Annotated in this window: 12 protein-coding genes; 10 read left to right on the forward strand and 2 right to left on the reverse strand. The window is 71.9% G+C overall.

Annotated elements, in window-relative coordinates; translation table 11 throughout:
• Window positions 1–633 precede the first annotated feature (633 nt).
• Together THESUDRAFT_RS03900 and lysA are read left to right on the forward strand one after the other, a co-directional pair.
• Window positions 634–1596 carry a hypothetical protein gene (locus THESUDRAFT_RS03900; protein WP_006903419.1) on the forward strand — a complete coding sequence of 321 codons (963 nt, stop codon included), beginning with the start codon at window positions 634–636 and terminating at the stop codon, window positions 1594–1596.
• 483 nt (window positions 1597–2079) lie between these two features.
• Window positions 2080–3417, forward strand: coding sequence for a diaminopimelate decarboxylase (lysA, locus tag THESUDRAFT_RS03905; protein WP_006903420.1), 1338 nt, complete (start codon window positions 2080–2082; stop codon window positions 3415–3417).
• 172 nt (window positions 3418–3589) lie between these two features.
• Here lysA and THESUDRAFT_RS03910 read toward each other — a convergent pair whose 3' ends face one another.
• Window positions 3590–4606 (reverse strand): PH domain-containing protein, encoded by a 1017-nt coding sequence (locus THESUDRAFT_RS03910; RefSeq protein ID WP_242823230.1) that lies wholly within the window; start codon window positions 4604–4606, stop codon window positions 3590–3592.
• Between the two features lie 462 nt (window positions 4607–5068).
• On the opposite strand from THESUDRAFT_RS03910, the gene THESUDRAFT_RS03915 reads away from it, so the two are divergent.
• From THESUDRAFT_RS03915 to THESUDRAFT_RS15170, 5 genes are all read left to right on the forward strand, one after another.
• Window positions 5069–6727, forward strand: a complete 1659-nt coding sequence (locus THESUDRAFT_RS03915) for a peptide ABC transporter substrate-binding protein (protein WP_051009243.1) — start codon at window positions 5069–5071, stop codon at window positions 6725–6727.
• Window positions 6728–7076: 349 nt separating this feature from the next.
• Window positions 7077–7988, forward strand: coding sequence for an ABC transporter permease (locus THESUDRAFT_RS03920; RefSeq protein WP_006903423.1), 912 nt, complete (start codon window positions 7077–7079; stop codon window positions 7986–7988).
• Window positions 7989–8015: 27 nt separating this feature from the next.
• A complete protein-coding gene (locus tag THESUDRAFT_RS03925; protein ID WP_006903424.1) occupies window positions 8016–8969 on the forward strand; it encodes an ABC transporter permease in 954 nt (317 codons plus the stop codon).
• A gap of 42 nt (window positions 8970–9011) precedes the next feature.
• Window positions 9012–11477: an ABC transporter ATP-binding protein gene (locus tag THESUDRAFT_RS15165; protein ID WP_006903425.1), complete on the forward strand. Its 2466-nt coding sequence runs from the start codon at window positions 9012–9014 to the stop codon at window positions 11475–11477.
• Window positions 11478–11744: 267 nt separating this feature from the next.
• Complete coding sequence (locus THESUDRAFT_RS15170; protein ID WP_006903426.1) at window positions 11745–13046, forward strand: C40 family peptidase; 1302 nt, start codon at window positions 11745–11747, stop codon at window positions 13044–13046.
• 230 nt (window positions 13047–13276) lie between these two features.
• Here the strand turns inward: THESUDRAFT_RS15170 and THESUDRAFT_RS03940 are convergent, their stop codons facing one another.
• Entirely contained in the window at window positions 13277–13819 is a 543-nt protein-coding gene (locus THESUDRAFT_RS03940; protein WP_006903427.1) for a hypothetical protein, read from the reverse strand.
• A 661-nt stretch (window positions 13820–14480) separates the two neighbouring features.
• On the opposite strand from THESUDRAFT_RS03940, the gene THESUDRAFT_RS03945 reads away from it, so the two are divergent.
• From THESUDRAFT_RS03945 to THESUDRAFT_RS03950, 3 genes are all read left to right on the forward strand, one after another.
• Window positions 14481–15050, forward strand: coding sequence for a transcription repressor NadR (locus tag THESUDRAFT_RS03945; RefSeq protein WP_242823231.1), 570 nt, complete (start codon window positions 14481–14483; stop codon window positions 15048–15050).
• Between the two features lie 507 nt (window positions 15051–15557).
• Complete coding sequence (locus THESUDRAFT_RS13835) at window positions 15558–15938, forward strand: hypothetical protein (protein WP_006903429.1); 381 nt, start codon at window positions 15558–15560, stop codon at window positions 15936–15938.
• Between the two features lie 9 nt (window positions 15939–15947).
• Window positions 15948–18767 carry a M36 family metallopeptidase gene (locus THESUDRAFT_RS03950; protein ID WP_006903431.1) on the forward strand — a complete coding sequence of 940 codons (2820 nt, stop codon included), beginning with the start codon at window positions 15948–15950 and terminating at the stop codon, window positions 18765–18767.
• Window positions 18768–18824 lie beyond the last annotated feature (57 nt).

The raw sequence follows: 18824 nt of genomic DNA on the forward strand, positions 1-18824 counted from the left end.
CCGCCAGTGCGCCTCTTCGGGGCCGGCGCTCGATGGGCACGGCGCGGTAGCGGCGCCGGCCCAGGGACGGGACCGCGCCGGTCCAGCGCCGGCGGTGCACCGGGTTGCCTTGGATTGCGCGGATTGCGGGGACCGGCCGGCGACGGTAGCGAGCCTCGCGTCGCGGTCGCGATCCTGGAGGGATCAATGGAGGCCGGGGGGCATCGTGAGGCAGCCGGGACCGCCCGCTCCAGCCGGTGTCCCCATTCGAGGCGCGGTTGTCCCGGCCCCAGGCGTGACGGTGCGCATGGCTGCCTCCCTCCCCTCTTCTTCCAGAAAGTGGTATCATGGAAGCAAGACATCTGCTTTCTAGCATGCAGCGGGCCTGCCCGTCAACGGGGGCTCCGGGCCGGCTCCAGGTCGCGGCCGGCGGGTGTCGCCCGGCCCGAGCCCTCACCCCGGGTACCGGGGTGTACGGCCTGGCTCGCCCGGACGCGGCAGCAGGATGCTCGCGTTGATGCCTTGCAGGTTCACCGGCCCGCCGGCCTGCCGTTTTACAGGTCTTTTACATTCTCCATAAACGACCGCAACACGGGCCGGGTACCGTAGTCATTGCCAACCCGCACCGGTGCGGGTGGAGAAAGGGGGCGCATCATGAACAACCGCAGGTGGTTGGGCGGCCTGCTGGGCGCCGGGATCGTGGCCGCCGCCGTGGCGGGGATGGTGACCGCCCGGGCCGGCGCGGCCCAGCCGGCGTCCGGCTCTTTGGACGCCTCGTTGGGTGGTCGCGTCGTGGTGTTCCCGGCGGCGGATCGCGATACCGCAGCCGGGGGTTCCTCCGCCACCGGCACGATCGCACAGGATGCTGCCAGCACGGCGGGTGCAGCCCAGGATCCGCCGGCCGATCCGTCGTCCCTGACGGGTACCTTCGTTCGGCGTCTGGCCCAGGCGCTTGACCTGCCCCGGGAGCGGGTGGACGCCGCCATCCGCGAGGTGCTCAGCGGGATGGTGGACGAGGCTGCCCGGAACGGGCGGCTCTCATCCGAGCAGGCCGCGGCCCTGCGCCAGCGGATCGCCCAGGGGCAGTACCGGCTGGTGCCGCCCATGGGGGTGCCGGGCCACGGATGGGGCGGCAAGCACCGGCCCGGCGGGCCGTTCCTCCGGGAAGGCCAGCCGGCGCGCCTCGGCGGCTTGCTGCAGGCGCTGAGCGACACGCTGGACTTGACTCCGGGCCAGATCCTGGACCGGCTCTGGCAGGGCAAGACCCTGGCTCAGATTGCCGAGGAGCAGGGCGTCTCCCGCCAGCAGGTCACGGACGCTATCATCGGCCCGGCGAAGCGGCGCCTGGACGCAGCGGTGGCCGCCGGGCGGCTGACCCCGCAGCAGGCCAGCCAGCGGCTCGAGCGGCTGAAGGAACGAGGCAACGCCCTGCTGGACCGGAAGTTCACCCCACCCGGCGCCGCCCGTAACGATGAAGCCGGCGCCTCCCGTTCGGCCGCAAGCGGCGATGCCGGCTCTGCCCGTGGTGAACCCGCAGCTTCAGTCAGGGGCACCACCGGGACGGCGCCCGTCGTGCCGCCAGACGGTGGGGAAGGCTTCGGCGCCGGTGCGATGTGAATCGGGCGTGGCGAGAAGCTCGCTGCCGCGACTGGGACCGGCAGCCGTAGGGGTCAGGAACCCGTAGCCACAAAGAGTGCGTCGGTGGGCGGGCCCCAAGGGGGCCCGCCTTGTTGAACGTGAGAGCCAGCGGGCGAGGTGGGCGAGCCGGCGGGGCGGGGCCAGCCTACCCGTTGGGCGAAGCACGGCCGCGGGCCCAGGGTGAGGGTGGAGCCAGGCGGCGAGACGAGCAAGTTGGCAGTGCGCCCCACATGCCGTGGCGGGTGCGCCATCCCTTGGGTGGCGCCTTGTCCCGGCTTGGATGCCTGTGCTAACCTAACGCCAACCCGTGCCAAATCCCGGCGAATCCCGCCCCGGACTGGCTTCACCTCGCCGGCCCGGACCTTTGCATGACGGTCGGGCTTGCCGGGAGCGTTGCGTGGCTTTCCCCAAGCACAAGCCGGATCGCCGGAGTACCACCGGCATCACCAGGAGGAGAGCACCTTGCCGCAGCCCGAACTGCAGCCGCGCACGGCCTGGCCGCCGCTGGTCACCAGCCCCCGGGGGCATCTGGTGATCGGCGGCGCCGACGCCGTCGAGCTGGTCGAACGCTTCGGAACGCCCCTGTACGTCCTGGACGAGGCCGTGATCCGACAGCGCTGCCGCGCCTACCGCGAGGCCATGGGCGGCGCCGGCGTCATCGCTTACGCGGCCAAAGCCCTCTGCACCACCGCCATCCTCCGCATCATGGACCAGGAGGGGCTCTGGGTCGACGCCGTCTCCGCCGGCGAGCTCCACACCGCCCTGGCCGCCGGCTTCCCGGCCGGCCGGATCCTCCTGCACGGGAACAACAAGAGCGACGAGGAACTGCGCTTGGCCATCGAGACGGGAGTGGGCCGGGTCGTCGTCGACAACTTCCACGAGCTCGACCGCCTGGCCGCCATGGCCCGGGCCGCGGGCCGGTCCGTACCCGTGCTGCTGCGGGTGGCGCCGGGGGTCGAGGCCCACACCCACGAGTTCATCCGCACCGGCCAGCAGGAGTCCAAGTTCGGCTTCGACCTGGCCACCGGCCAGGTCCTTGAGGCCCTGGACCGCGTGCTGGACGAACCGGCCCTGGACTGGCACGGCTTCCACTGCCACATCGGCTCGCAGATCCTGGCCGTCGAGCCCTGGGAGCAGGCGGCCCGGATCATGATGGACCTGGCCGCCGAGGCGCACCGGCGCACGGGCCGGTTCGTCCGGGAACTGGACCTGGGGGGCGGCCTGGGCATCCGCTATGTCCCGGGCGATGAGCCGCCCTCCATCGCGGAGACGGTGACCCGCATCCGGACCGCCGTGGAGCGGGCGGCGGGTGAGCGCGGCCTGCCGGTGCCGCGGCTCATCCTGGAGCCCGGCCGCTCCATCGTGGGCGAGGCCGGGGTCACGCTGTACACGGTGGGGTCCGTCAAGCGGGTTCCGGGCCTGATGCCCTACGTGGCCGTCGACGGCGGCATGGCCGACAACCCCCGCTACGCCCTCTACCGCGCCCTCTACACGGCCGTGCTGGCCAACCGGCCCCTGGACGAACCGGCCGAGAGGGTCTGCCTGGTAGGCCGCTACTGCGAGTCGGGCGACATTCTGATCCCGGAGATCGAACTGCCGCGGGTCGAGCCCGGCGACGTGGTGGCGGTCTTCAGCACGGGCGCCTACAACTACAGCATGTCCAGCCAGTACAACCGCTTCCCGCGGCCCGCCATGGTGCTGGTACGGGAGGGCGAGGCCGCCGTCATCGTGGAGCGGGAGACCTACGACGATCTCTTGCGCCACGACCGCATCCCCCCGTCCCTGGAGCGGGAGGGCTAGGGGGCCTGCTGCGGCAGGCCATCGGCAGCGGGGCTGCCCTTGGGGGCTGCCGGCGGTGCCGCCGATGCCGCGGGAGTCCGTTGCTTCCGTGATCCCCACCGGGGTCTGGGGCGTCCCGGTCCCGCCGGGGCAGGTCCCGGGCGAGGGCCGGTCAAGGACGGAGAAGGGCCGCTCAGCGGCGCGAACCGCAGCCCCCTTCGACCACGGCCTGGGGGCACCGTTCCCGCAGGAGAGCGATGAAGCCGTCGCGATCCAACGGAGACACCAGCACCGTCTCGCCCTGGTCGGTCTCGATGGCCACCCGGCGCAGGGACGGTGCCGGGCTTGCAATCGGGTTCCAGGTCGGGCGAACGCGGCGGATCCGGGTCAGTCGGATGTCGAAGTCGGCAAACCCCACCCGGATTTGCAGGTGGGTCGGCGTCACACGGTAGTAGGACGGGCGCCAGAAGGTGAAGCCCACCACCAAGAGGTATGGCCCCAAAGCGACAAGCCCGACGATGGCCGTCGCGTCGCCGCGCAGCGCCATGAAGAAGGGAATCAGCGGCGGGATGGCCGTCAGGGCGAGCAGGATCGTGCTGCGGGCGGCGGGGAAGTCGACCACCTCCGGCCAGGGGCCGTCCGGCCCTCTCGCGGCCGGCGCCGTCGGAAGGCGCAGCCCCGCCCGGTACACCCCCGCGCATCCCCCGATCGCCACCGTCAGCAGGGCCACGATCCACAGATAAAACCAGGGTGTAAGGCCAGCCCACCGGCCCAGGGCGACGGCGGTGACGCCCACCGTGAGATGCAGCAGCGTGGCCATGAGCAGGAACTTCATCCCGCGCACCAGGTGGCGGCTGGCGCGGGCCATGGCCCGGGCCGTCTCCGGCCGCGGTTCGACGGGCCAGTTGAGCAACGATGCCGGCAATCGCGTCACCGCCGTGACCAGCGCGTAGAGGAACACGCCGATCCCCCAGAGGCCCCAGATGCTGGCCCTGGCCCCGAAGCCATCGGCCTCGCCCCGCAGGTTGAAGTGCACCGGAATCCGGTCGGGCAGGTTGGGCCAAAGGGCGATGATCCACACCAGGGTCGCCAGGAGCAAGAGCGCCGACAGAATCTCAAGGACCCACTCCCAGACCGTCATGGGCTCCCGCCAGCCTCGCTCCAGCTCGTCTTGCGCGGCGTCTTTGCCCCGGGTAGGCTGTTCGTCCACCGTTGTTGCGCCGGAAGGCGCAGAGGGCAGAGGCTTCCGTTCCGGTGGGTTTTCATGCATCACGGGCTCACCTCGGGACTCGACCCGGCTGCGAACCGGCTTCCTGCGCCTGGCAGTATCCCCCTATAGGAAAACCCAACCTTCGTCTGGACGTTTCCCTGCCGGGCGGAATGTTCCCTTCCCCTCGGCTTTGCCCAGCGTCCTATGGGGGCTTCCAGCGGGTGGGCTACCGTTCTGCCGACCCCGAAGACGGGCGGGGGAAGCGGGCCATTGCCTGGGAAATTGCGCAATGCACTGCCCCACAAGCAGGAAATAGCGGTTTCGGCTAAGAAATGCCCATGGCGTTGGATCCTGGGGGACCGGCAGGTATGGCGGTGCGGTGGCTGTCGCCGCCAGAGGGCGGCCGCCACGTTGCGGACCCCGGGCCGAAAATCCCCGGACGGGGAGCGAAGGGGTGGTACGGTGAATCACGGTGCGTGGCACCGAACCGTTTTGCGGAGGATTCGCCGTGCGGGCGGTGCGGTCCTGGCGGGCGTGGTGCTGGTCGCCCTGATCCTCGGTGGTTGCGGCTCGCCGGGTTCCGGCGGGAGCGGCGGCGAGGAGCAGGTCCTCAACGACAACATCGGATCGGAGCCGCCGACGCTGGATCCGGCCCTGATGACCGACCTGACCAGCTTCCAGATCGTCAACTCGGTGATGGAGGGCCTGACCCGCATCGGTCCCAACGGGGTCGAACCCGGCATGGCGGCCGAGTGGGGGGTTAGCGACGACCAGATGACCTACACCTTCCACCTGCGGGATGCGGTGTGGCAGAACGGCGATCCCGTCACCGCCGAAGACTTCGTCTACGCCTGGCTGCGGGTGCTGAATCCGGAGACCGGGGCCCCGTATGCATACCAGCTTTACTACATCAAGAACGCCGAGGCCTATAACAGCGGTGAGATCACGGACCCGTCCCAGGTCGGCGTCAAGGCGCTGGACGAGAAGACCCTGCAGGTGACCCTTGAGTCACCCACACCGTATTTCCTCAGCCTGACGGCCTTCCCCACCTTGATGCCGGTGCACAAGGCGACGGTGGAATCCAACCCGGACTGGGCCGGGGAGGCGGCCACCTATGTGGGCAACGGTCCCTTCAAGATCGCCGAGTGGGTCCACGACAGCCACATCGACCTGGTGAAGAGCGACACCTACTGGGACAAGGACACCGTGCGCCTGGAGAAGATGCACATCGTGATGGTCAACGAGGGCGCCACGGCGGAGACCATGTTCGCCAACGGCGAGCTGGACTCCAACGGCAGCTTGAACCCGCAGGACATCCCCCAGCTGCTGGCCAGCGGCGAGGCGAAGACGTCGCCCATCATCAGCGTGACGTCGATCTACTTCAACACCCGCAAGGCGCCCTTCGACGACCCGCGGGTGCGCAAGGCCTTCACCCTGGCCCTGGACCGCAAGGCCATCGTCGAGCAGATCCTCAAGGGCGGGCAGAAGCCGGCCCTGGCCTTCGTGCCCTTCGGCATTCCCAACCCGGTGACGAACCAGGACTTCCGGGAGGAAGGCGGCGACTACTTCCAGGACGCCGACGTGGAGACGGCGCGGCGGCTCTTGGCCGAGGCGGGCTATCCCGACGGACAGGGCTTCCCCAAGGTGACCTACTTGTACAACGACAACGACACCAACCGGGCCCTGGCCGAGGCCTACCAGCAGATGTGGAAGCAGAACCTGGGCGTCCAGGTCGAGCTGCAGTCCATGGAGTGGAAGGTCTTCCTCGCCGCCCAGAAGCAAGGGGACTACGACCTCAGCCGCGGCAACTGGGTGGGCGACTACCTGGATCCCATGACCTTCCTCGACCTGTGGGTCACCGGCGGCGGCAACAACCGCGTGGGCTGGTCCAACGCGCAATATGACCGGTTGATCGAGGAGGCCAAGGCCACCGGCGATCAGCAGGTGCGCTTCCAGAACATGCACGAGGCCGAGAAGATCCTGATGGACGAGATGCCCATCGGCCCGATCTTCTTCGGGGTCAACGTCTACCAGGAAAAGCCCTACGTCAAGGGCGTCTTCCGCACCGCCCTGGGCACGACGGACTACAAGTGGGCCTACATCGAAGGCAAGGGCCAGTGAGCCCCGGGCCGGGGGCGCCCGGCTCGCCATAAGCGCCGCTTCCGCCGCCGGGGGAGCCGCCGTCGCGGGCGGCTCCCCCGGCCGGCGGCGGGGCGCGTTACCGCGGGTCCCGGGAGCCCTCCCGCCACCCTGGCCGCAGCGGGACGGCAGCCCGCCCCCTGCCCGCCCGGCACGCCCGCGGTGCGACCGGCCCCTCGCCGGACGTTGGCGCGTATCGCCCTGGGTGACCCAGGCGACCGGGCCCGTGGCGCTGGGGGGCTGCGGGCCCGGTTGTGATGCCTTGGGGGCGGTCGGGTTGTGATGCCTTGGGGCCGGTCGAGGCGGCGTTCATCCCGAAGGAGGCAGCACGGTGAAGTACGCGGGCCAGCGCCTTGTGGTGACCCTGATCACCCTTTGGGCCATCGCCAGCCTGACCTTCTTCATGATGCGGGCGGTGCCCGGCGGTCCCTTCGCCGCCGAGAAGGAACTGCCGCCGGCGGTCCTGGCCAACCTGGAGGCCCGCTACCACCTGGACTGGCCTCTCTGGCGCCAGTATCTGGACTACCTCTACCGCACCGCCGTGTGGGACCTGGGGCCGTCCTTCACCTACCCCAACCGGACGGTGAACGACATCGTGGCCGACGGGTTCCGGGTCTCGGCCGCCCTGGGCGCCCTGGCCATCGGCGTCGCCCTGGTGGCCGGCATCGGGGTCGGCGTGGCGGCCGCGGTCTATCACACCCGCTGGCCCGACCGGGTGGCCATGTTTGCCGCCACCCTGGGCATCTCCATCCCCAACTTCATCCTGAGCGGTCTGTTGATCTACGTCTTTGCCTACCATCTGCGGTGGCTGCCGGCCGGCCTGTGGGGCAAGCCCGCCCAGGCGGTGATGCCCACCCTGGCCCTGGCGGCCCTGCCCACGGCGGTCATCGCCCGGCTGGTGCGGTCCAACATGCTGGAGGTCCTGCGCCAGGATTTCATCACCGTCTGCCATGCCAAGGGGCTGAGCCCGCGGCGGGTGATCTTCGTCCACGCCCTGCGCAGCGCCGTGCTGCCCGTCATCACCTACCTGGGCCCGCTGGCCGCCGGCGTCCTGACGGGAAGCTTCGTGGTCGAGAACATCTTCGCCATCCCCGGGCTTGGCAAGTACTTCGTGCAGAGTGTCACGAACCGCGACTACTCCGTCATCATGGGCGTGACCATGTTCTACAGCGCGCTGCTGGTGGTGGCCAATGTGCTGGTCGACGTGGCGTACCGGCTGGTCGACCCGCGCATCCGGCTGTAGGTGGCGCCGTTACGGGAGGATGACGCCATGGCGACCCCCTCGACCCATCCCCTGCCCGGCGGAGGTGCCGGTTCCCTGGCCCCCCCTTTTCCGGGAGGAAGCGGTGGGGACGGACTGCTCGCCGAGACGCTGGCAGCTCCGGCGCCCGGATACTGGCAAGAGGCCTGGCGGCGGTTGCGGAAGAACCCGCTGGCCATGGCGGGCCTGGTGGTGGTGGTCCTCATGGTGGTGGCGGCCGTCGTGGGGCCCATGCTGTCCCCCTACGGCTACGAGGAGCAGGTGCTGGCCGAGGCCAACCAGCCGCCCAGCGCCGCCCACTGGTTCGGCACCGACCATCTCGGGCGCGACATCCTGACCCGGGTGCTCTGGGGGGCGCGGGTGTCCCTGGCGGTCGGCATCATGGCAAGTCTGATCGGCCTGACCATCGGCGTCACCTACGGCGCCATCGCCGGGTTCTACGGCGGCCTGGTCGACAACGTGATGATGCGGATCATCGACGTGATCTACGGCCTGCCCTTCATCCTGTACGTGGTCCTGCTGGTGGTGGTCATGGGCCCGGGGCTGGACAACGTGTTCATCGCCCTGGGCGCGGTGTACTGGACGGGCATGGCCCGCATCGTGCGCGGGGAGGTCCTGAGTCTCAAGCAGCGGGAGTTCGTCCTGGCCGCCCGCGTGATGGGCGTGCCGCCGTGGCGGGTGGTGTGGCGCCATCTGGTGCCCAACGCCATCGGACCGATCCTGGTCACCATGACGCTGCTGGTGCCCGAGGCCATTTTCAGCGAGGCCTTTCTGAGCTACCTGGGGCTGGGGGTGCAGGCCCCCTTCGCCTCGTGGGGCGTGCTGGCGGCCGAGGGCAACCGCGCCCTGCGGGCGGCACCCTGGGCCCTGTTCTTCCCTGCTACTTTCATCTGCGTCACCATGCTGGCCTTCAACTTTCTGGGCGACGGGTTGCGGGATGCCCTGGACCCGCGGCTGCGCTAGACCAGGACGACATGGCGATCTTGCAATCAAGGAGGCAGCGATGTGGGCAGGACGGGTGAGGTAAGGGCCGGCGCCGGACCGGGCCCGGGGACGGAGCCGGCGGGCAGCGGCCGGGTTGTGGCGGGAGTGAAGCCGCTGGGCCCGGAAGATCCGGCCGGCAGCACCGCGCCGGGCGCTGAGCCCCTGCTGGCCGTGGAGAACCTGGAAGTGACCTTCTTCACCGACGGGGGGCCGGTGCCCGCGGTGCGGGGGGTGAGCCTCACCGTGGGCCAGGGCGAGGTGGTGGCCCTGGTGGGCGAGTCCGGGTCGGGCAAGTCGGTGACCGCCCGGGCCATCACGGGGCTGGTGCCGCCACCGGGCCGGGTGGTGGGCGGCCGGATCCGGCTGGGAAGCCGCGACCTCCTCGACCTGAGCCCAGCCGCCTGGCGCGCCATCCGGGGCCGGGAGGTGGGGCTGGTCTTTCAGGATCCGATGACCTCCCTCGACCCCCTGTTCACCGTGGGCGACCAGCTGGTGGAGGCCATCACTGCCCACCGCCGGATGCCCCGGGCCAGGGCGCTGGCGCGGGCGGAGGAGCTGCTGGCGCTGGCCGGCCTGCCGCGGCCGGCCGACCGGCTGCGCCAGTATCCCCACGAGCTGTCGGGCGGCATGCGCCAGCGGGTGCTGATCGCCATGGCCCTGGCCACCCCGCCGCGGCTGGTCATCGCCGACGAGCCCACCACCGCCCTGGACGTGACCATCCAGGCCCAGATCCTGGCGCTCCTCGACGACCTGCGCCGCCAGACGGGCGCCTCCCTGCTGCTGATCACCCACAACCTGGGGGTGGTGGCGGAGCTGGCCGACCGGGTGTACGTGATGTACGGGGGCCGCATCGCCGAGGCCGCGCCCGTCGACCGGCTCTTCGCCCGGCCGGCCCACCCCTACACGCGGGCGCTGCTGGCCGCGGTGCCCGATCCCTTCGCAGCGGAGGCGCGACCTCCCGACCCCATCCCCGGCGATCCCCCCGATCCGCGGCGGCTTCCCGCCGGCTGCCCCTTCGCCAGCCGGTGCCCGCTGGCGGAAGAACGCTGTTTCCACCAGGTGCCGCCGCTGCGGGAGCTGGCCCCCGGCCACGTGGCCGCTTGCTGGCTGCTGGAAGAGGCGGGCGAAGGGGAAGGGCCCGCCGGCCGGGAAGCGCTGGCCGGAGGCGGCGGCCAAGGCGCCCCGCTGGCGACCTCCGGCCGGGCCGCTGGCGGACCGGGCAGTGCCGGGGCCGGCGCGGAACGCGCCTCGGGCCAGGGTGCGGCGGGACCGCGGGTGCGGGTGACCTTCGGCAGCGGCCCTGGGGAGCCGGTTCGTCCCTACGATGGACGGGGGTTGGGGCCGGACCCGGGGCAAGCGACTTGGCAGGATCCCTGGCAGCCCCCGCGGGAGGCCCCGGGGCAGGCGACCCGGACCGTGGGGCAGGATGGGCAGCGGGACCTGGGGCAGGCGGGCCGGCAGGATCGGCGGCAGGCTCCCCAGGCCGCCCGCGGCGGGGCGGCGGGCGGTGATCCCAGGCAGCCGGAAGTCCTGCTCCGTCTCGAGGATGTGGCCACCGTCTTTCCCATCCAGCGCGGGTGGCGGCAAACCCGCTTCCTGCGCGCGGTCGACGGCGTGTCCCTGGAAGTGCGGCGGGGCGAGACCCTGGGGCTGGTGGGGGAGAGCGGCTGCGGCAAGACCACCCTGGGCCGCACCATCGTGCGCCTGTACCGGCCGGCCCGGGGACGGATCCTCTTCCGCGACCGGGACCTGGCCCCGCTGGACGAACCGGCCCTGCGCCCCGTGCGGCGCCACCTGCAGATGGTCTTCCAGGACCCGTACGCCTCGCTGGATCCCCGCATGCGGGTGGAAGATCTGATCGCCGAGCCTCTCCACCTCGTCCCCGGCCTGAGCCGTCGGGAGCAGCGGGAACGGGTGCGGGCCATGCTGGCGCGGGTGGGGTTGCGCCCCGACCACGCCTTGCGCTATCCCCACGAGTTCTCCGGCGGCCAGCGCCAGCGCATCGGCATCGCCCGGGCGCTGGTGGTGGAACCCGAGCTGGTGGTCGCCGACGAACCCCTCTCGGCCCTGGACGTGTCGGTCCAGGCCCAGATCCTCCACCTGCTCGGATCCTTGCAGGAGGAACTGGGCCTCTCCTACCTGCTGATCACCCACGACCTGGCCGTGGTGCGGCACGTCTGCCAGCGGGTGGCGGTGATGTATCTAGGGCGGGTGGTGGAGGAGGCGCCGGTCGAGGAACTCTTTGCGCGGCCCCTGCATCCCTATACCCAGGCGCTGATGGCAGCCATCCCCGTCCCCGACCCGGTGCGGGCGCGGCGCCGGGAGAGGCAGCTGGTCCAGGGCGAGCCGCCCGATCCGGTGAACCCGCCTTCGGGCTGCCCCTTCCGGACCCGCTGTCCCCTGGCCCAGGCCCGCTGCGCGGAGGAGGTGCCCGAACTCCGGGAGCTGGCGCCGGGGCACCGGGTGGCCTGCCATCTGGCCGGCTGAGACTGGAAAGCCGGTTGAGGCCGGAAGGGAAAGGGCGTGCCGGCCTCCCAGGCCGCTGAAGAGGCCGGTCCGCTCCCGTGGGAAGGCCGGCTCGCTGCGGTGCGCCGCCGTTCCCTCGTCGTGCCGGCCTGTTGCGGGCGGTGCGCCGGTCCCCTACAGGTGCCGGGCTGCTGGGTGCGGTGGGGGCCAGGCAGGGGGCGGGCGGCACGGGCGCCGGTTTCAACTCCGGAGGCGGTGCAAGGTCAAGTCCGAGGGAGGCGGCAAGGCATGGCAACCCCTTCGCCTGCGAGCGCCGGTTCAGGCCAGGACAGCCCCGTGGGCCCCGCGGTCACCCGCTGGGTGGCCGTAGCGGTAGCCACCGTCTGGCGGGATCCCGGCCGGCCCCGGCCCGTCGACCTGCCGGCGCTGGCGGCCCCCGCAGGCTTGCGGGAGTGGCTGTCCGCCCTGGACGTGGAGGCCCGGAAGGACCTGGTGGGCCGCATCGAGACCCAGGTGTTGCTGGGCCAGCCGGTCACGGTGCTGGAAGAACGGGACGGGTGGGCCCGGGTGGCCGTTCCCGAACAGGCGGAACCCGGCGCTCCCGGTGGGTATCCGGGCTGGATCCCGGGCTGGCAGTTGACGGCCGATCCCGCCTGGGCGGCGGTGGCGCGCCGGGCGGGTCTTGCCGGGGCACCGGCGCCGGAGGAAGCCGGGGAGGGCCTGACCACCGCGACCGTCACGGCCCTGACCACGTGGCTTTACCACCGGCCCCACCCGCAGGCTCGCTGGCTGGAGGTGAGCTTCGGCACCTGCCTCCCCGTCCTGTCCTACGGAGACGGCGGCAGCGGGAGCCTGGCTGCGGTCTTGGACGGCAGCCCGGCGGCGGGAGGTGGCGAGGCCGCCGGTGGAGCGGAGGGCGAGTGGCTCCCCGTGGCGGTGCCCACCCCCAACCCGGCGCCCGGGCACAGGGCAGCCTTGACCCCGGACGCGGGCGGCGGCGGTCCGGCCCGGGCCGCCACGGCGGGCCCGGCGCCCGGCGATCCGGCCCGGCACCGGCACGCCAGTGGCCCGATCGAACTCCCGGCGGCCGAGGATGGCCCGCTGGCCGCAGGACCTCCCACCGTGGCGTGGGTGCGGCGGGCGGCCGTGCGCCTGGACCCTCCCCGCCGGGTTCCACCCGCTGGCCAGGCTTCACCCGCCAAGGTGCCGGGGACGGCCCTCCTGGAAACGGCGCGCCGGTTCCTGGGGCTCCCCTACCTGTGGGGCGGCACCTCGGGCTTCGGCGTGGACTGCTCGGGTTTTGTGTACCTGGTCCACCGCTTCCACGGCCTGCTGATCCCCCGCGACGCGGCCCCGCAGCGGGACCACGGCGACGGGCGGCCGGTGGCGCGGGACCGGCTGCAGCCTGGCGATCTGGTCTTCTTCGCCCACGACGGCGGCAAGGGCAGCGTGCATCACGTGGGGATGTACGCCGGCGACGGCCGCATGATCCACGCCCCCAGCTCCGGGCGGGTGGTAGAGGAGATCCCCCTGGACACGCCGCCCTACGGGGAGAAGTACGCCGGCGCCCGCCGCTACCACGCGGGCTAGCCGGCCGGATCCCGGGAGGCCACCGGCGCGGGCGGGCTTATGCCACGCGGCCGGCTTGCGGCGGCGGGCGCGGTTCTTCCGGTGTCCTGTTGCACAAGGATTCGGGCCCAAAGAAGCCCGCGGAGGCGCGGTCCGGTCCGGGCCCGGTTACCGATCCGGTGGCGGGGCTCGCGCGCGAGGCGGGGCGGCGCTCCGCCTCCTAGTGCCCGGTCAGGCCCGAAGTGGGGACCTCAGCGGCCCACGGCCTCCAGCCGGATGCCCGCCCGCTGCAGCAGGCGCAGCACCGCCAGGGTCAGGGCGCCGTCGATCAGGTGGTGCACCGCGGTGCCACCGCTGGTGAGCCACGCCTGGAGCGCCGTGCCGGAGGCCAGCCAGACCACCAGGCCTTCACCGGCGGCGTGCACCGGCAGGGTCAAGAGCAGCGCGGCCCAGAGGGGCCATCCCCGGCGCTGGGCCCAGGCACCCAGGACCGCGAAGGGCACGTGTACGAAAGCCCGCGCGGCCACCACCGGGCCCAGGGTGAGGAAGAACCCGGCCGTGGCACCCAGGCCCACCATCACGGCCACCCCCGGGCCGAGGGTCATCGCCAGCATGGGCGGGACGTGGGAGGCCAGGGTGGCGGTGTAGTAGGGGCCGAGGGTGAGCTGCAGCGTTCCCCGGAAGAAGATGGGGATCATCAGGGCAAGGGCGGTCAGCAGGCCGCCCAGCACCACCTGGCGGGCCACGGGCGCGGTGGCGGCAGGCGAAGCCTGCGGGGACGTCCTGGCGGGCATGCGATCCTTCCTCCCCGGGCGGGTACCCCCGGTCCTGCGGGGTACCGCACCGTTCGTGTTGGGTGCCGCACGGCCTGGGACGGGCTGCGCCCCGCGGCGGCCACTCCCTGCGATGCGGGCGCGTGGCTCAACGCGCCGGCGGGCGTGGTTGCCGAGACTCCGGCTCTGAAGCCGAGATCCGGAAACGGTGTATCGACACCGGAGCGATTGTATCTATACATCTGTATCTACAGGTGTATATACACAGGGGCAGCGATACAAATCAACAGGCACCTTGGGCGCGGCCTGGTCGCCGGCCGCAAGGACCACGATGGGGCGACAAGGAAAGCGGGGGCGATCCTGCGAAGGAGAGCACGGGCCGGTTCGTTCCGGCCTGCGTCCCGGTTCCACCACGGGAGGTTGGCCACGGGAACCGCCCGAACCCCAGGTTCCGCCACTGGCGAAGGAGGGGGCCATGTCGCCGCGGCGCCGCTCGAACGAAGGGACAGGCGGGCAGGGGCAAGACCAGGCCCCCGGGGGGCACGGACCCCGGCGTACCACGCCCTCCCATGGGCAGGGGGACGGGACCCGGCTGGATCCGCCGGGGGCCCGCCGGCAGGCTCCGGGGGAACCTACTGATTCCGGGCATGCCGGGCCAGCCGGCTCCCACGCTCCCGCTGCTTTGACGCCTGGGCGCGGGGCTCCTGGTTTCGAGGGGCTGACCCGGCCGGGTGATGCCGCCCGGCGGCGCCAGGCGATCCTCCAGCTCCTGGCTCGCGCAGAGGAACCCATCCCCGGCCAGCGGCTGGCCGGGCTGCTGGGCGTCACGCGGGCCGTGATCGTCCATGATGTCGCGTTGCTGCGGGCCCAGGGGGAGCCCATCCTGGCCACCCCCGCCGGATATGTCCTGAACCGGCCTCCGGCCCGCTTCACCTGGCAGGTGGCCGTCGAGCACGGCCCCGAGCTGCAGACCATCCGCCGGGAGCTTTACGCCATGGTGGACCAGGGCGTGACGGTGCGGGACGTCATCGTGGAACACCCGGTCTATGGTGAACTGAGGGGGCTCTTGGACCTGCGCTCGCGGCACGACGTCGACCGGTTCTGCCGGCAGATGGCTGCCACCGGGGCCGAGCCCCTGCTCACCTTGACGGGCGGCCCGCACCTCCACACCCTGGAGGCCGACGACCCTACCGCCCGTGCCCGGGTGGAACAGGCCCTGCGCGAGCTGGGTTTTCTGCTTGACAAGGAGTAAGCCCCTGGCGCCGGAGGGGAGCCTGGGGGTCCCGGGAACCCGGGGCGCCGTCCCTGGTGTGGACTGTGGGGGCCCGTCCCTGGCGTGGACCGTGGGCCCGTCCCTGGGGGGACCGCCGGTTCTTCCCGCCACGCCCGAACAGCGTGCCGGCCCGCCCCCGCCTGCTCCGCTCGCCCAGCTGTGCCGCCCGGCCCGCCCCCGCCTGCTCCGCCCGCCCACCTGTGCCGCCCGAACGCCCCGCCTGCCCCGCCCACCCCCCTGTGCCGCCCGGCCCGCCCGCCCCGCGTGCTCCGCCCGCCCCACGGCCTGTCCGACCCCTTCTGCCCCGTCCACCGGACCCGCCCGCCCCTGGGCTTGCACCCGATCCTGCCGGCGCGACCGCCCTTCTGCTGTGCACAAAGCCTATCCCGCCCGCGAATCCCTAAGTGAATCCCCAGGGGATGGCAGGAATCGCCGCCCGTCAGGGCCGGAACCCGGGCCGGTCCGGGCGGGGGAGGAGGGGACTGCATGTCCAAGCGGCAACGGCGGGCCGCGCTGGCCTGCCTGGTGACGGCCGCTCTCATCGCCCTCTCGTTCCTTACGGCACCCGCCCAGGCCTTTCAGGGGCTCGATGCGCGGGCGCATGGGGACGAACGGGCGGCGGCCCTGGAACCGTCCCTCGACATCCGGGACGACCTGCAGGCCCTGGACCTGCGGGAGCGGACCCGGGAGGCGGCGGCACAGCTGGCTGCCGAGGTCGGCGGCGGCCTGCGCATCCGGTGGAACCCCTTCTACAAGACCCCGTCCCTGATCACCCGCAGCCAAGGCTACCTGACGGGGCCGGCCGAGGGCCAGGCGGTAGACATCGCCCGGCGGTGGCTGCGGGAGCATAAGGACCTCTTCGGCTGAACGGACCAGGTGGTCGACGGGCTGAAGGTGGTCCGGGACTACGCCCTGCCCGGCACGGGCCTGCGCCCGGTCACCTTCCAGCAGACCTTCGGCGGGATCGAGACGGCCGCGGGCGGTCGCATCATCGTGGCCGTCAACCGGGAGGGGCGGATCCTGTCGGTGGCGGCCAGCGCCCAGCCGGCGGCGCCCGTCAAGGGCGGGTTCGACCTCAGCGTGACCGAGGCCCTGGAGAAGGTGGTGGGCGCCCTGGCGCCGGCGGTGGACTACGTGCCCGAGGTGACCGGCACCCGCGCCGGCTGGACCGTCCTCGCGCAGGGGCCCTTCGCCACCGTGCAGTACGCGCGCAAGGCCCTCTTCCCCATGGGGAAGGAGCTGCGGCCTGCCTGGCGGATCCTGTTCATCCCCAAACTCACCGAAGGTTACGAGGTCCTGGTCGACGCCACCAGCGGCCAGATCCTGTACCGCCGCCCCCTGGTGAACTTCAGCGGGCCCGAGGGGCTGGTGTTTGAGAACTACCCCGGGGCGCCGGCGGGGGGGAGCCAGGTGGTGAAGTCCTTCGCCGGGGATCCCAGCGCCTCGCCCAGGGGCTGGGTAGGGGTGCTACCCGGTGTCAGCGGTCCGACCACCTTCGGCAACAACGCCGACACCTTCGCCAACTGGAGCAACTTCCTGGTGCCGGAAGGCCCCGGGCTCGTTCGTCCGGTGAACCTGCTCTCCCACTTCAACTATGCCTTCACGGACCAGTGGGGTCGCACCCAGTGCCAGGCGACGCCACCCTCCTACGCCGAAGACGTGGAGGCCGCGGTGACCAACCTCTTCTACCACCACAACCTGTTCCATGACCACCTCTACAAGCTGGGGTGGACGGAGCCGGCCGGCAATATGCAGCTCGACAACTTCGGCAAGGGCGGCCAGGGCGGCGACCCGATCCTCGGCCTGGCCCAGGCGGGGGCGCTGACCGGCGGCGAGCCGCTCTACACCGGCCGGGACAACGCCTACATGCTGACGCTGCCCGACGGCTTGCCCTCCTGGAGCGGCATGTTCCTCTGGGAGCCCATTCCGGGGGCCTTTGAGGGCCGGTGCGCCGACGGCGATTTCGACGCCGGAGTGATCTACCACGAGTACAGCCACGCCCTGTCGAACCGGCTGGTGGCCGGCGGCGAGGCCCTCAACAGCCACCAGGCGGGGTCCATGGGCGAAGCCTGGGGCGACTGGTACGGCATGTCCTACCTGATCGCCCGGGGGCTGCAGGACCGGCCCATCGTCGGCCAGTACGTCACCGGCAACAGCAAGACGGGCATCCGCAACTACGCCCTGGATCAGAGCCCCCTGGGCTTCGGCGACATCGGCTATGACATCACGGGGCCGGAGGTCCACGCCGACGGCGAGATCTGGGCCGTCATCCTGTGGGACGTGTGGAAGGCTCTGGTGGGCAAGTACGGCAAGGCACAGGGCGCTCGGATCGCCGAGCAGCTGGTGACCGATGCCATGCCCATCTCGCCGCCCGATCCCAGCATGATCGACATGCGGGATGCCATCCTCACGGCCGACGTGGACCGCTACCACGGCGACCACTTCGATTTGCTCTGGACCGCTTTCGCCCGCCGCGGCCTGGGGGCCGGAGCCGTGAGCAACACCGGCGACGACACCGACCCCCACCCGGCCTTCGACCACCTGGCCAAAGCCCGCAACGGCCGGCTGGTGGGGACGGTGGTCAACGCCACCACCGGGAAGCCCATCGACGGCGCCCGGGTGATCATCGGCGAGTACGAGGCGCGGGTGAGCCCGGCGGCGGTGACAGGAGCCAAAGGCGGCTTTGCCCTCGACATGGTGGACGGTGCCTACACCGTGACCATCCAGGCGCGGGGCTTCGGGGCCCGGACCTTCCGCAACATCAAGGTCGCCGCGGGCCGGACCACCTCCCTGCGCTTCAGCCTCCAGCCCAACTACGCCTCGGCGGCCAACGGGGCCAAGGTGATCCAGGTCAGCCGTCTGGGCGAGGACGCCACCCTGCCGGCCAAGAACGCCCTGGACGACACCGAGGCGACGGTCTGGGCCACGGCCGTCAACGACCAGGGCTATGACGGCGAGTGGATCGTGGTCGACCTGGCCGGTGATCGGCCCGTGCCCATCACGGCGGTCCAGGTCAGCGCCTTCAAGGACATCGCCAAGGCGCGCTTCGCGGCCCTGAAGGACTTCACCCTGCAGGTGTCCACCGACGGGGTGGTGTGGAAGACCATCCTCCAGGGCAGCTTCCCCACGGAGAAGCCGCGTCCCGTGGCGCCCGCCCTGCACTACAAGCTCTGGACGCTGAGCCAGCCGGTGCAGGCGGCCTACATCCGGTTCTTTGCCGACAGCGCCCAGGACAACAGCCTGGGATACGCCCAGGTCGCGGAGATCCAGGTCTTCGGCGGGGACCGGGCCACGGCGGTCGAACCGGCGCCGCTGCCCAAGGAAGACCCGATCGTCGAGGAGGGGACGGTCCAGGTGGGCAACCCCACCTCGGACACGGTGGGCGGCGTGACGCAAAACGAGTTCGCCGCCACCTGCAACCCCAACCCCTCCAGCCAGGGCCTCGACGGGTGGGTGATGGAGCTGCCCGAGTCCTTCGGTGACGGGACCCATCGCATCACCGCCGCCGGCCCGGGCACGGGGACCTACGACTTCGACCTCTATTTCTATGCGGCGAACTGCCAGATGCTGGGCAGCAAGGCGTCGGCCGCCGCCGACGAGTCGGCGGTGATCCCCGGCGGCACCCGGTTCGTGGTGGCCGCCCTGTGGCTAGGCGCCAGCGTCCCGCTGCGGCTGATCGCCGAACCGTCCCAGTGAGGACGAACCGGCCGCGGCGCCGCGGAATCCGCCGGCGGCCCCGGCGCCGGCGGGCGG

It is taken from the genome of Thermaerobacter subterraneus DSM 13965, assembly GCF_000183545.2.
Taxonomy (GTDB): Bacteria; Bacillota; Sulfobacillia; order Thermaerobacterales; family Thermaerobacteraceae; genus Thermaerobacter; species Thermaerobacter subterraneus.

Bases quoted from the DNA above. Each gene is read 5' to 3' on its own strand.
- THESUDRAFT_RS03900 (WP_006903419.1), top strand. From the start codon at position 634: ATGAACAACCGCAGGTGGTTGGGCGGCCTGCTGGGCGCCGGGATCGTG.
- THESUDRAFT_RS15170 (WP_006903426.1), top strand. From the start codon at position 11,745: ATGGCAACCCCTTCGCCTGCGAGCGCCGGTTCAGGCCAGGACAGCCCC.
- THESUDRAFT_RS03940 (WP_006903427.1), bottom strand. From the start codon at position 13,819: ATGCCCGCCAGGACGTCCCCGCAGGCTTCGCCTGCCGCCACCGCGCCC.
- THESUDRAFT_RS03925 (WP_006903424.1), top strand. From the start codon at position 8,016: ATGGCGACCCCCTCGACCCATCCCCTGCCCGGCGGAGGTGCCGGTTCC.
- THESUDRAFT_RS13835 (WP_006903429.1), top strand. From the start codon at position 15,558: ATGTCCAAGCGGCAACGGCGGGCCGCGCTGGCCTGCCTGGTGACGGCC.